Here is a 13,002-nt window from a genome sequence, read left to right as displayed (position 1 = left end):
CGCGCCGACGCGCACAAGCAGCCCGCGCATGCGGCCGCGCTGACGCCCGCGCAGGCGCAGGCGCTCGCGCAGGCCGCCGGCGATGCGATGTTCGCGCGCGACCGCGCCACGCAGGCCATGGGCGTGCTGCTGGCCGAGATCCGGCCCGGCTACGCGCGCATGACGATGCCGGTGCGGGAAGACATGCTGAACGGGCACCAGACCTGCCACGGCGGCTATATCTTTGCGTTGGCGGACAGCGCCTTCGCATTTGCGTGCAACAGCCATAACCAAAACACGGTGGGCGCCGGCTGCACGATCGACTACCTGGCCCCCGGCCGCCATCAGGACTTGCTGACCGCGGAAGCGGTGGAGCAGGCGCTGGCGGGCAAGAGCGGCATCTACGACGTCAAGGTCAGCAACCAGGACGGACGCATCATTGCCCTGTTCCGTGGCAAATCGCACCGCGTCAGCGGCGAGGTGGCACCGCAGCAGGGTTAGCGCAATAGCCGAATAAAAACGGAACACCGAGGAGACAGCAATGGTTCAACGACATCCCGCCCCAGCCGACCTGGAGCTTATCGAACGCGCCAGCAAGGATGAACTGCAGGCGCTGCAACTGGAACGCATGAAGTGGTCGCTCAAGCATGCCTATGAAAACGTGCCGCACTACCGCGCCGCTTTCGATGCCAAGGGTGTGCATCCGGACGACCTGAAAACCCTGGCCGACCTGGCCAAGTTCCCCTTCACCGACAAGAAGACCCTGCGCGACAATTATCCCTTCGGCCTGTTCGCCGTGCCGCGCGAGAAAGTGGTGCGCATCCACGCGTCGAGCGGCACCACCGGCAAGGCCACGGTGGTTGGCTACACGCAGAACGACATCGACACCTGGGCCAACGTGGTGGCGCGCTCCATCCGCGCCGCCGGCGGCCGCGCGGGCGACATGGTGCACATCTCCTACGGCTACGGTCTGTTCACCGGCGGCCTGGGGGCGCACTACGGCGCCGAGCGGCTGGGCTGCACGGTGATCCCGATGTCCGGCGGCCAGACCGAGAAGCAGGTGCAGCTGATCCAGGACTTCAAGCCCGAGATCATCATGGTCACGCCGTCGTACATGCTGAACATCATCGAGGAATTCCAGCGCCAGGGACTGGACGCGGCCGAGTCGTCGCTCAAGGTCGGCATCTTCGGCGCCGAGCCGTGGACCGACGCCATGCGCGCCGAGATTGAAGCGCGCGCCGGCATCGACGCGGTGGACATCTACGGCCTGTCCGAGGTGATGGGACCGGGCGTGGCCAGCGAGTGCATCGAATCGAAGGACGGCCCGGTGATCTGGGAAGACCATTTCTACCCCGAGATCATCGACCCGGAGACCGGCGAAGTGCTGCCGGACGGTTCGGACGGCGAGCTGGTGTTCACCTCGCTGTCGAAGGAGGCGCTGCCCATCATCCGCTACCGCACGCGCGACCTGACCCGCTTGCTGCCGCCGACCTCGCGCTCCATGCGCCGCATCGGCAAGATCACCGGCCGCTCGGACGACATGCTCATCATCCGCGGCGTGAACGTGTTCCCGACGCAGATCGAGGAATTGATCTGCAAGATGCCGAAGCTGGCGCCGCAATACCAGCTGGTGGTGAGCCGCGACGGCCACCTGGACAAGCTGGACGTGATCGGCGAACTGCGTCCCGAACTGACCGGCAAGCTGACCGCCAACGAGGTTGAAGCCCTGGCGCGCGAGCTGGAGCATCACATCAAGACCTATGTCGGCGTGACGACCCGCGTCAGCCTGCTGGCGGCCAACAGCATCGAACGCACCATGACGGGCAAGGCCAAGCGCGTGCTCGACAAACGACCAAAAACTGTTTAATGCGCTGTTTAAACAAGCTGTTTAAGGAATAAATATGAACGAAGCCTTTATCTGTGACGCGGTGCGCACTCCCTTCGGCCGCTATGGCGGCGCCCTGGCCAGCGTGCGGGCGGACGACCTGGCGGCGGTGCCCATCGCCGCGCTGAAGGAGCGCAATCCCGGCGTGAACTGGGCCGAAGTGGACGACGTGTACTACGGCTGCGCCAACGGCGCGGGCGAGGACAACCGCAATGTGGGCCGCATGGCCGTGCTGCTGGCGGGCCTGCCGGTCGAAGTGCCGGCCAACACCATCAACCGCCTGTGCGGCTCCAGCCTGGACGCGGTGGGCATCGCCGCGCGCGCCATCAAGGCTGGCGAAGCGCACCTGGTCATTGCCGGCGGTGTGGAAAGCATGACGCGCGCGCCCTTCGTGATGGCCAAGGCCGACAGCGCCTTCTCGCGCGCCGCCAAGATCGAGGACACCACCATAGGCTGGCGCTTCGTCAATCCCTTGATGAAGGCGCAGCACGGCATCGATTCCATGCCGGAGACGGCCGAGAACGTGGCCAATGAATTCGACATCAGCCGCGCCGACCAGGATGCGTTTGCGCTGCGCAGCCAGCAGCGCTGGGCCGCCGCGCACGCGGCCGGCCACTTCAAGAGCGAGATCGTGCCTGTCGTGATTCCGCAGCGCAAGGGCGAGCCGAAGGTCGTCGACACCGACGAGCATCCGCGTCCGGACACCACCATCGAGATGCTGGCCAAGCTGAAGGGCGTGGTCAAGCCGGACGGCAGCGTCACGGCGGGCAACGCATCGGGCGTGAACGACGGCGCCTGCGCGATCCTGCTGGCATCGGCGGCGGCGGTGGACAAATACGGCCTGAAGGCGCGCGGCAAGGTGCTGGGCATGGCGACAGCCGGCCTGGCGCCGCGCATCATGGGCTTCGGCCCGGCGCCCGCTTCGAAGAAGGTGCTGGCGCAGCTGGGGCTGACCATAGAGCAGATGGACGTGATCGAATTGAACGAGGCGTTCGCGGCGCAGGGGCTGGCGGTGACGCGCGACCTCGGGCTGGCGGACGACGCGGCGCATGTGAATCCGAACGGCGGGGCGATCGCCATCGGCCATCCGTTGGGGGCGTCTGGCGCGCGGCTGGTGACGGCGGCGCTGAATGAGCTGGAGCGCACGGGCGGCAGGTATGCGCTGTGCACCATGTGCATTGGTGTGGGCCAAGGGATTGCACTCGTGATCGAGCGCGTGTAGCAGAGGTGCCGTGTCATTCCCGCGGGGGCGCCGAGCCTGCGCGGCAATGACAGCGGACGCAGCATTTTTTTGACCATTAAAAAAATCACGGAGACACAAAAATGTTCACGAACATCCTCAAGAAGACCGTCATCGCAGCATCCCTGGTCCTGGCCGCAGGCAGCGCGCTGGCGGAAAACATCAAGATCGGCTCGGTGCTGTCGGTGTCCGGCCCCGCCGCCTTCCTGGGCGACCCGGAGCTGAAAACGCTGCAGCTCTACGTCGAGAAGGTCAATGCCGAGGGCGGCGTACTGGGCCGCAAGCTGGAACTGGTGCACTACGACGACGGCAGCGACGCGGCCAAGGCCAACGGCTTCACCAAGCGCCTGATCGAATCGGACAAGGTGGACGTGCTGATCGGCGGCACCACCACCGGCGCCACCATGGCCATGGCCCCGCTGGTGGACAAGGCGGGCCTGCCCTTCATCTCGCTGGCCGGCGCCGTGGTCATCATCGACCCGGTCAAGAAATGGGTCTTCAAGACGCCGCACACCGACCGCATGGCTGCCGAGAAGGTCTTCGAGGACATGAAGAAGCGCGGCATCAGCAAGGTCGGCCTGCTGTCCGAAACCAGCGGCTTCGGCGCCTCCGGCCGCAAGGAATCGCAGCTCGTCGCGGCGAAATACGGCATCACCCTGGTGGCCGACGAAACCTACGGCCCGAAGGACACCGACGTCACCGCCCAGCTGACCCGCATCAAGAATGTCGCCGGCGTACAGGCGGTGTTCGTGTTCGGCCTGGGCCAGGGCCCCGCGGTCGTCACCAAGAACTACGGCCAGCTGGGCATGACCGCGCTGCCGATGTACCAGTCGCACGGCGTGGCCTCGGACGAGTACATCAAGCTGTCCGGCAAGGCCGCCGAGGGCGTGCGCCTGCCGACGCCGGCCCTGCTGATCGGCCAGATGCTGCCCGCCGCCGACGCGCAGAAGGCCATCGTCACCGGCTACGACAAGACCTACAAGGACCGCTACAAGATCGATCCGTCCACCTTCGGCGGTTACGCGCTGGACGCGCTGAACCTGTCGCTGGACGCCATCAAGCGCGCCGGCGGCACCGACAAGGAAAAGGTCCGCGCCGCGCTGGAGCAGACCAAGGGCTTCGTGGCCACCACCGGCGTGTTCAACATGGGCCCCGCCGACCATATGGGACTGGACCTGTCGGCCTTCCGCATGGTCGAGGTGAAGAACGGCGACTGGCAGTTGCTGAAGTAAGCAGGGAACAGCCATGCTCGCCCAATTCCTCCAATTCCTGTATTCGGGAATGACGACCGGCTCCGCCTACGCACTGGCGGCGCTCGGTTTCACCATCATCTACAACACCAGCGGCGTGATTAATTTCGCCCAGGGCGAATTCATCATGCTGGGCGGGATGCTGGCGGCGATGATGGCGGGGGCGGGCGTGCCGCTGCCGCTGGCCATCATCGGCGCCGTCATCCTTACCGCCATCGTCGGCCTGGTGATGGAAAAAGCGGTGATCGAGCCGGCGCAGAATGCGCAGGTGGTCACGCTGATCATCATCACCATCGGCGCCTCGCTGGTGGTGCGCGGCCTGGTGCAGATCTGGCTGGGCAAGGGCACGCACACGTTGCCCGCCTTCTCCGGCGACACGCCTATCCAGTTCCTGGGAGCCAGCCTGCTGCCGCAAAGCCTGTGGGTGCTGGGCGTCACGCTGCTTATCGTGGCGGTGCTGGGCTGGTTCTTCGGCCGCACCTTGCTGGGCAAGGCCATGCTGGCCACGTCGCACAACAAGCTGGCCGCGCAGCTGGTCGGCATCAACACGCGCCGCGTGCTGCTGCTGTCCTTCGGCCTGGCCGCGCTGCTGGGCGCGGTCGGCGGCGCGCTGCTCGCACCCATCACCTACACCTCGTACGACGCCGGCATCATGCTGGGCCTGAAGGGCTTCGTCGCGGCGGTGCTGGGCGGCCTGGGCGGCGGCGTGGGCGCCATCGCGGGCGGGCTGATACTGGGTATCGCCGAGGCGATGACGGCAGGCTATATCTCGTCCGCCTACAAGGACGCGATGCCCTTCGTGCTGATCCTGCTGATCCTGTTCTTCATGCCGCGCGGCCTGTTCGGCGCCAAAGTATCGGAGCGCGTATGAGCACCTTGTTCTCCAAACATGCAGGATTGCTGATCCTGGCGCTGGTGCTGGCGGTGCTGCCGCTGGCGCTGCCCAACGCCTATTATTACGACGTGGCGATCCGCATCGCATTGAACGCGGTGGTGGTCATCGGCCTGAACCTGCTGATGGGCTACACCGGCCAGATCAGCCTGGGCCACGCCGGCTTCTTCGGCCTGGGCGCCTACGCCTCGGCCGTGCTGACCACGCACCACAACTGGCCGCCGGTTGCGGCGCTGCTTGCCGGCGCGGCCGCAACCGGCCTGCTGGCTTTCGTGCTGGCGCGCCCGGTGCTGAAGCTCAAAGGCCACACGCTGGCCATGGCCACGCTGGGCTTGGGCATCATCATTTCCATCGTCATCAACAACGAAGGCCAGTGGACCGGCGGGCCGGACGGCATTTCGGTGCCGGGCTTCTCGGTATTCGGTGCGGAGATCAGCGGCGAGAAATCCTGGTACGCGGTGGCCGCCGCCTTGCTGCTGCTGGTGACGTGGTTCGCGCTGAACCTGATCGACTCGCCGGTGGGGCGCGCGCTGCAAGCCATCCACGGCTCCGAGGTGGCCTCGCGCGTGGTCGGCATCGACACCACGCGCTTCAAGGTGCGGGTATTCGTGCTGTCGGCCGTGGTGGCCAGCATCGCGGGCAGCATCAGCGCGCACTACATCGGCTTCATCACGCCCAATATGGCGGGCTTCTTCCACTCCATCGAACTGGTGACGATGGTGGTGGTGGGCGGCATGGCTTCCGTGTTCGGCTCCATCCTTGGCGCGGCTTTGCTGACGCTGTTGCCGCAATTGCTGTCCGCCTTCGAAGGCTGGGAAGTGGTGGTGTTCGGCGCCATCCTGATGCTGACCATGATCTTCCTGCCGCGCGGCCTGGTGCCGTCGCTGGCGCGCAGGCGCACCAAGCCCGCTTCCGCGGCGCCGCTGACCCTGGTGAAGAAGGCGGGAGGCGGCCATGCTTGAGATCCGCAACCTGAGCAAGAGCTTCGGCGGCGTGCACGCGGTGCAGGACGTCAGCTTCGCGATCCGCGAGGGTGCCATCCACTCCGTGATCGGGCCCAACGGCGCCGGCAAGACCACGCTGTTCAACCTGATCACCGGCGTCTACACGCCCACGCAGGGCGAGATCCTGCTGCGCGGCGAGAACGTGGCCGGGCTGTCGCCGGACCAGCTGGCGCGGCGCGGCATGAGCCGCACTTTCCAGAACCTGCAGATCTGCCTGAACATGACGGCGATCGACAATGTGATGGTGGGCGCGCACCTGCGCCTGAACCAGAACCTGTTCGCTTCCATGCTGCGCTTGCCGTCGGTGCGCAAGGCCGACCAGGCGTGCCGCGACGAGGCCGCGCAGCTGATGGACTTCGTCGGCGTGGGCCAGTATGTGGACGCCGATTCGAGCCAGATGCCGTATGGCGCGCTCAAGCGTCTTGAAATCGCGCGGGCCCTGGCGGCGCGGCCGAAAGTGCTGCTGCTGGACGAGCCGGCCGCAGGCCTGAACCACACCGAGACCGGCGAGATCGAAGCGCTGATCCGCAAGGTCGCGCAGTCCGGCGTGACGGTGGTGCTGGTGGAGCACGACATGAAGCTGGTGATGAACCTTTCCGACCACATCCTGGTGCTGGACTACGGCAAGAAGCTGGCCGAAGGCACGGCGGCCGAAGTGCGCGCCAATCCGGACGTGGTGGCGGCCTATCTTGGAGCGGCAGCATGAGGGATGCCATGACTAACACGAACGACGTGACGGTGAAGCCGCTGGTGCTCGAAATCAAGGGGCTGACCAGCCACTACGGCCGCATCCAGGCGCTGCACGGCATCGACATCGAAGTGCGGCAAGGGCAGCTGGTGGCGCTGGTGGGCGCCAACGGCGCGGGCAAGACCACCTTGCTGCGCGCGATATCGGGCGTGCAGCCCATCAGCGGCGGCAGCATCCATTTCGGCGGCCAGGACGTGAGCCGCGCCAGCGCCGACAGGCGCGTGCGCGCTGGCATCTGCCAGGTGCCCGAGGGGCGCCAGGTGTTCGGGCCGATGACGGTCGAGGACAACCTGCTGCTGGGCGCCTACACGCGGCCCAAGGCGGAGGTGGCGGCGGACATGGAACGCATGTTCCAGCTGTTCCCCGTGTTGCGGGAGAAACGTCTTCTGCTGGCGGGCACGCTGTCCGGCGGCCAGCAGCAGATGCTGGCCATGGCGCGCGCACTGATGGGGCGCCCGACCGTGCTGCTGCTCGATGAGCCCAGCATGGGACTGGCCCCGCTGCTGATCGCCGAGATCTTCCGTATCGTGAAGAGCTTGCGCGACCAGGGCATCACCATCTTCCTGGTCGAGCAGAACGCGCACGCGGCGCTGTCGATCGCCGACGTCGGCTATGTGATCGAGACCGGGGCCATCACGCTGTCCGGCCCCGGCCCGGAGCTGTTGAAGAATGAACAGGTGCAGAGCGCCTACCTGGGAATGTGAGGAGATCCATGGTCAAGGTCTATGAATTGAACGGCATCACGCCGGTGGTGCATCCGACCGCCTACGTGCATCCGACGGCGGTGCTGATCGGCGACGTGATCATCGGGCCGCGCTGCTATGTCGGCCCGCTGGCGTCGATCCGGGGCGACTTCGGCCGCCTGATCCTGGAGGAGGGCGCCAACCTGCAGGACGGCTGCGTGATGCACGGTTTTCCCGGCGCGGACACCGTGGTGGAAGCCGATGGCCACATCGGCCACGGCGCCGTGCTGCACGGCTGCCGCATCGGCCGCAACGCGCTGGTGGGCATGAACTCGGTGGTGATGGACAACGCCGTCATCGGCGCCGAGAGCATTGTCGCGGCGATGAGCTTCGTCAAGGCCAATATGGACGTCCCGCCGCGCAGCATGGTGGTCGGCACGCCGGCGCGCATCATCCGCCAGGTGAGCGAGGCCGAGATCAATTGGAAAACATCCGGCACCTCGCAGTACCACGAGCTGGCCGTGCGCTCGCTCGCCACCATGCGCGAGGTCGATGCGCTGGAAGAGGTGGAACCGGATCGTCAACGCATGCAGTGGGAATCGTCCCTGCCGCTGCACCTGCACAAAAACGCATAAACCTGGAGAATTCGAATGGCAACAACCCTGCAAAGCTTGATCGCCGGCCGCTGGCACGGCAAGGAAGCGGCCACCCCGCTGCACAGCGCATTGAACAACAGCCTGATCTACCACACCCACGCCGAAGCCATCGACTTCAGCGAGGCCGTGGTCTACGCCCGCAAGACCGGCGTGCCGGCGCTGATGAAGCTGGACTTCCAGCAGCGCGCCGCGCGCCTGAAGGCGCTGGCCGTGTATCTGATGGAGCGCAAGGAAGAGCTGTACGCGGTGTCGCACCTGACCGGCGCCACCCGCGCCGACAGCTGGGTCGACATCGAGGGCGGCATCGGCACCCTGTTCGCCTATGCCAGCATGGGCAGCCGCGAGCTGCCGTCGTCGAACGTGCTGCACGAAGGCCCGGCCATTGCGCTGGGCAAGCGCGGCGGTTTCGCCGGCACCCACATCCTGGTGCCGCGCGGCGGCCTGGCGGTGCACATCAACGCCTTCAACTTCCCGATCTGGGGCCTGCTGGAGAAATTCGCGCCCAGCTTCCTGGCCGCCATGCCGTGCATCGGCAAGCCCGCCACCGCCACCAGCTACCTGACTGAAGCCGTGGTGCGCATGGCGCATGAATCCGGCCTGCTGCCGGAAGGCGCGCTGCAACTGGTGATCGGCAGCACCGGCGACCTGCTGGACCGCCTGACCGGCGCCGACGTGGTCACCTTCACCGGTTCGGCCGACACCGCCGCCAAGCTGCGCACCAACCGCAACCTGATCGCCAACTCCGTGCCCTTCACCGCCGAGGCGGACTCGCTGAACTGCGCCATCCTGGCGCCGGACGTGACGCCGGACGACCCGGAGTTCGACCTGTTCGTGAAGGAAGTGGCGCGCGAGATGACAGGCAAGGCCGGCCAGAAATGCACCGCCATCCGCCGCATCATCGTGCCGCAGGACCGGGTGGACGCGGTGGCCGAACGCCTGCGCGAGCGCCTGTCCAAGGTCACCATCGGCGACCCGTCGGTGGAGGGCGTGCGCATGGGCGCGCTGGCCTCGAAGGACCAGCAAAGGGACGTGGCCGAGCGCCTGGCCTTGCTCGCGCACGGCAACGAGATCGTGTTCGGCGCAAGCCACGGCTACAAGCTGATAGGCGAGGGCGTGGCGGAGGGCGCGTTCTTCTCGCCGACCCTGGTGCTGTGCCGTAACGCCGGCAGCAACGACGCGGTGCACGACGTGGAAGCCTTCGGCCCGGTCAGCACCATGATGACTTACAACGGTATCGACGAGGCTTTGGCCCTGGCCGCGCGCGGCAAGGGCAGCCTGGTGAGCACGCTGGTCACCAAGGATCCGAAGACCGCCGCCTACGCGGTGCCCATGGCCGCCGCTTCGCATGGCCGCGTGCACATCCTGGAGCGCGAATCGGCGGTCGATTCCACCGGCCACGGTTCGCCGCTGCCGCAGCTCAAGCACGGCGGTCCCGGCCGCGCGGGCGGCGGCGAGGAGCTGGGCGGCATCCGCGCGGTGCGCCATTTCCTGCAGCGCGCCGCCGTACAGGGCTCGCCGACCATGCTGGCCGCCGTCACCGGTGAGTATGTGCGCGGCGCGGCGGTCAATGAAAGCGAAGTGCACCCCTTCCGCCGCCACTTCGAGGACCTGAAGATAGGCGACTCCCTGCTGACGCACCGCCGCACGGTGAGCGAGGCCGATATCGTCAACTTCGGCGGCGTGTCGGGCGACTACTTCTATATGCACTTCGACGACATCGCCGCCAAGGACACGCAGTTCGGCAAGCGCATCGCGCACGGCTACTTCGTGCTGTCGGCGGCGGCGGGCCTGTTCGTGTCGCCGGCGCCGGGGCCTGTGCTGGCCAACTACGGCCTGGACAACCTGCGCTTCATCACGCCTGTGGGCATCGGCGACACCATCCGCGCGCGCCTGACCTGCAAGCGCAAGGTGGACCGCAACCGTACCGACGACAAGGGCGTCGGCCAGGGCGTGGTGGCGTGGGATGTGCAGGTGACCAACCAGAACGACGAACTGGTGGCCAGCTACGACATCCTGACACTGGTGTCCAAGCACGCCTGACCCGGCGGCAGGCGGGGCTAGCCGTAGGGCGTGTAGCTGATGCCCTGCGAGATGGCCCCGATCACCGCTGCGTGGTTTTCGGGGCTGTCGGCGAAGCCGAGCAGGGCATCGACCTGGCTGATGATGTGCCGGTCGAGCAGCATGGTCCAGTAGTCGTAGCCACCCTGGTCCGGCGCGCGGTGCAACACGTTCTGGTACAAGCTGGTGACCCAGGCGCCGTTGGCCGGGGCGCTGCCGTACAGGGCCTGCGCCTCGGCCGATTGCAGGAAGCTGCCGGCCACGCTTTGCATGCCGGCGCCGCCGTCGAGCACCGCCAGCCAGTAGCCCAGGCCGCCGACGTCCGGTTTGCGGTCGAACGCGGCCTGGTACAGCCGGTAGGTCTGGCCCGCCATGCCGTCCAGGTCGAGCGCCAGCGCGCCGTCCGGGAACAGCAGCCTTTCCACCCGCGTCAGCGTGTCCGTACCCTGGCCGTCCGGCTTGCGCAGCGTCCAGCGCTCGCCGTCCTGCGCCAGCGCGTGGCTGGCCGCCGCGCCCTCGTAGACCACGGTGTCGGTGCCGCCGCCGCCGTCGATTTCATCGTAGCCGGCGCTGGCGTTGATGCGGTCGTTGCCGCCTTCGCCGTTGATGATGTCGCTGGTGGCCAGCCCGCCCAGCACGTCGTTGCCCTCGCCGCCGGCCTGCAGGCCGCCGTTGGCGCGCACCGTCAGGAAGACCATATAGGTATTCGAGCCGCCGTGCGTGTCGGAGACGGTGTAGCTGAAACGGTCGGCGCTGCTGAAATCGGCTTTTGGGGTGTAGCTGTAGCTGCCGTCCGCCTGCAGCGTGGCGGTGCCGTTGGCCGGGCCTTGCGCCAGGGCGTAGCTGACCTGGGCCCGGGCCTGGTCGCTCGGGTCGGGCAGCTGGCCGGCCACGCTGCTGTTCTGGTCCAGCGCCAGCGCCAGGTCCGCGCCCAGCGCGCTGGCGCCCAGCGTGATGCTCTGGTCGTCGAAGGCCAGCACTTCGGTGGCGAGCACGGTGTCGAAGCCGGAGACGCCGTCGCGCGCGGTGACGAAGACCTTGCCGAAGCCCGTGCTGATCAGGTAGTCCCCGCGCAGGCCGGCAAAGACTGCCGTGTCCAGGCCCGCCGCGCCGTCGATCCAGTCGTTGCCCTTGCCGCCGGCCAGGCGGTTGTCCAGCGCATTGCCCAGCAGGACGTCGTCGTAGCGCGAGCCGACGGCGTTTTCGATCAGCGTGTCGATGCCGATCGACAGGTTGCCGATGGCGCCCACGCCGTTTGCCGTCACCCCCACGCTGTTCAGGTGCCCGCCCACCAGGTCGATGGCGGCGCCGGTGGTGGCGGCCGAGGCGTCCAGCGTGTCGGTGCCGCCATCGTCCACCAGGCCGCGTTGGGCCTGGAAGTCGGCGCTGCCCAGCAGGTGCACGGTGTCGCCCGCGTTGAGCGCCTTCGTGCCGTACAGGTGGCGCAGCGCGGCGATGTCGTAGGCGCCCCAGGACGACGGATAGAGGCCGTCCGGCGATGCGGTTTGCGACATCACCGTATTGCCGGTGACGTCGTAGCCGGCCGTCATCTGCGCCGCGTAGTTGTCGCCCGGCTCGACGTTGCGCGGATGGCGCAGGCCCAGCGCGTGGCCGATTTCATGCAGCAGCACGGCGTAGCCTTCCTGGCCGGGCGCCATCAGCGCGAGCGTCTCGAGGTCCAGCCAGACGTCGCCGGCGCCGTCGCCGCCTACGCCGGGCAGCGTGGCCACGCCCTTGGTGGCGGCCTGCTGGCTGGCGCCGAAGCGCAGCTGGCCGGCTGCGCCGCCGCTGTCGGCCACTTCGGTGAAGCTCAGGCCCGTGGCGGCCGCCGCCGCATCGAGGACGGCCTTGACGGCGGCCCGTTCGCCGGCGGTGAAGGTGCGGAAGCCTGCCACTCCCACGCCGCTGGCGGGCGCCGTTTCAACGAAGCTGTAGCTCAGCGACGCCGCGCTGCCGAGGGCGGCGCCCGCGTTCCAGCGGTTGGCGTCGGCCGCCAGCAGCCCTTGGGTGGCGATGTCGGACGGCTTGATCAGGCTGGTCAGATCGTATGTGACGTCCCACGCACCGGCCACGCCGAAGCGCTCGATGTTGGACATCGTGACCTTGAAGTTGGCGTCCTGCGTCGAGGTGACGGTGGCGCTCTTGCCGTCGATGGCGACGTTGACGGTGAAATAGGCGAGGTTGGGCGTATCGTACTGCGGCAGGAACACGATGTCGTCGCCGGCGCGGCCGTCGATGACGAATTCGCCGCCCCCGCCGAGGTAGAAGGTGTTGGCGTTGGCGTTGCCGAAGCCGCTCCCGCCCATCCAGCCATAGGATACCGAGTCGATGTTGGACAAGGAGTCGCGCCCGCCCCAGCCATCGTCCGCCGTGCCGGCCGCCAGGTCGACGTTGACCAGTCCGGGGCTGTCCCAGTAAGCGGCCTGCACGCCGAGCCACCAGTCGGTGCTGGGAATGCGCACCATGGTGTCGTTGCCCGGGCCGCCGATGATGATGCCCTGGTAGATGCGGATGGTGTCGTTGCCTGCCAGGCCGAAGTAGTTGTTGTTGTCGGCGACCCTGGTCTGGGTGTAGCTGTCGGCGCCTGTGGTGAGTGTGATGTCCATG

General features: G+C 67.4%; 11 protein-coding genes. 10 read left to right on the top strand and 1 reads right to left on the bottom strand.

Annotation, left to right across the window (positions count from 1 at the left end):
• Positions 1 to 87: 87 nt before the first annotated feature.
• From paaI to paaZ, 10 genes are all read left to right on the top strand, one after another.
• Entirely contained in the window at positions 88 to 480 is a 393-nt protein-coding gene (gene paaI / locus ACSQ8Y_RS20635) for a hydroxyphenylacetyl-CoA thioesterase PaaI (protein WP_436269875.1), read from the top strand.
• Between the two features lie 40 nt (positions 481 to 520).
• Positions 521 to 1,846 carry a phenylacetate--CoA ligase PaaK gene (gene paaK / locus ACSQ8Y_RS20630; protein ID WP_436268298.1) on the top strand — a complete coding sequence of 442 codons (1,326 nt, stop codon included), beginning with the start codon at positions 521 to 523 and terminating at the stop codon, positions 1,844 to 1,846.
• A gap of 34 nt (positions 1,847 to 1,880) precedes the next feature.
• Positions 1,881 to 3,086, top strand: a complete 1,206-nt coding sequence (gene pcaF / locus ACSQ8Y_RS20625) for a 3-oxoadipyl-CoA thiolase (RefSeq protein WP_436268297.1) — start codon at positions 1,881 to 1,883, stop codon at positions 3,084 to 3,086.
• A 101-nt stretch (positions 3,087 to 3,187) separates the two neighbouring features.
• A complete protein-coding gene (locus ACSQ8Y_RS20620) occupies positions 3,188 to 4,336 on the top strand; it encodes an ABC transporter substrate-binding protein (RefSeq protein WP_436268296.1) in 1,149 nt (382 codons plus the stop codon).
• A gap of 13 nt (positions 4,337 to 4,349) precedes the next feature.
• Positions 4,350 to 5,225, top strand: coding sequence for a branched-chain amino acid ABC transporter permease (locus ACSQ8Y_RS20615; RefSeq protein WP_436268295.1), 876 nt, complete (start codon positions 4,350 to 4,352; stop codon positions 5,223 to 5,225).
• A complete protein-coding gene (locus ACSQ8Y_RS20610) occupies positions 5,222 to 6,208 on the top strand; it encodes a branched-chain amino acid ABC transporter permease (protein ID WP_436268294.1) in 987 nt (328 codons plus the stop codon). The genes ACSQ8Y_RS20615 and ACSQ8Y_RS20610 overlap by 4 nt, the downstream gene beginning before the upstream one ends.
• A complete protein-coding gene (locus ACSQ8Y_RS20605; RefSeq protein WP_436268293.1) occupies positions 6,201 to 6,956 on the top strand; it encodes an ABC transporter ATP-binding protein in 756 nt (251 codons plus the stop codon). The genes ACSQ8Y_RS20610 and ACSQ8Y_RS20605 overlap by 8 nt, the downstream gene beginning before the upstream one ends.
• 8 nt (positions 6,957 to 6,964) lie before the next feature.
• Positions 6,965 to 7,702 carry an ABC transporter ATP-binding protein gene (locus tag ACSQ8Y_RS20600; RefSeq protein ID WP_436268292.1) on the top strand — a complete coding sequence of 246 codons (738 nt, stop codon included), beginning with the start codon at positions 6,965 to 6,967 and terminating at the stop codon, positions 7,700 to 7,702.
• A gap of 8 nt (positions 7,703 to 7,710) precedes the next feature.
• Positions 7,711 to 8,316 carry a phenylacetic acid degradation protein PaaY gene (gene paaY / locus ACSQ8Y_RS20595; protein WP_436268291.1) on the top strand — a complete coding sequence of 202 codons (606 nt, stop codon included), beginning with the start codon at positions 7,711 to 7,713 and terminating at the stop codon, positions 8,314 to 8,316.
• Positions 8,317 to 8,331: 15 nt separating this feature from the next.
• Entirely contained in the window at positions 8,332 to 10,377 is a 2,046-nt protein-coding gene (gene paaZ, locus ACSQ8Y_RS20590; protein WP_436268290.1) for a phenylacetic acid degradation bifunctional protein PaaZ, read from the top strand.
• Between the two features lie 17 nt (positions 10,378 to 10,394).
• Here the strand turns inward: paaZ and ACSQ8Y_RS20585 are convergent, their stop codons facing one another.
• Entirely contained in the window at positions 10,395 to 13,001 is a 2,607-nt protein-coding gene (locus ACSQ8Y_RS20585) for a DUF4214 domain-containing protein (RefSeq protein WP_436268289.1), read from the bottom strand.
• Between the last annotated feature and the right edge of the window lies 1 nt (position 13,002).

This window comes from Pseudoduganella sp. LjRoot289, assembly GCF_964252925.1.
GTDB lineage: Bacteria > Pseudomonadota > Gammaproteobacteria > Burkholderiales > Burkholderiaceae_D > Rugamonas.
This window is presented reverse-complemented; position numbering and strand designations above follow the sequence as displayed.

Bases quoted from the DNA above. Each gene is read 5' to 3' on its own strand.
- paaK (WP_436268298.1), top strand. From the start codon at position 521: ATGGTTCAACGACATCCCGCCCCAGCCGACCTGGAGCTTATCGAACGC.
- paaY (WP_436268291.1), top strand. From the start codon at position 7,711: ATGGTCAAGGTCTATGAATTGAACGGCATCACGCCGGTGGTGCATCCG.
- ACSQ8Y_RS20605 (WP_436268293.1), top strand. From the start codon at position 6,201: ATGCTTGAGATCCGCAACCTGAGCAAGAGCTTCGGCGGCGTGCACGCG.
- ACSQ8Y_RS20610 (WP_436268294.1), top strand. From the start codon at position 5,222: ATGAGCACCTTGTTCTCCAAACATGCAGGATTGCTGATCCTGGCGCTG.
- ACSQ8Y_RS20600 (WP_436268292.1), top strand. From the start codon at position 6,965: ATGACTAACACGAACGACGTGACGGTGAAGCCGCTGGTGCTCGAAATC.
- ACSQ8Y_RS20620 (WP_436268296.1), top strand. From the start codon at position 3,188: ATGTTCACGAACATCCTCAAGAAGACCGTCATCGCAGCATCCCTGGTC.
- pcaF (WP_436268297.1), top strand. From the start codon at position 1,881: ATGAACGAAGCCTTTATCTGTGACGCGGTGCGCACTCCCTTCGGCCGC.
- paaI (WP_436269875.1), top strand. From the start codon at position 88: ATGTTCGCGCGCGACCGCGCCACGCAGGCCATGGGCGTGCTGCTGGCC.
- paaZ (WP_436268290.1), top strand. From the start codon at position 8,332: ATGGCAACAACCCTGCAAAGCTTGATCGCCGGCCGCTGGCACGGCAAG.
- ACSQ8Y_RS20585 (WP_436268289.1), bottom strand. From the start codon at position 13,001: ATGGACATCACACTCACCACAGGCGCCGACAGCTACACCCAGACCAGG.
- ACSQ8Y_RS20615 (WP_436268295.1), top strand. From the start codon at position 4,350: ATGCTCGCCCAATTCCTCCAATTCCTGTATTCGGGAATGACGACCGGC.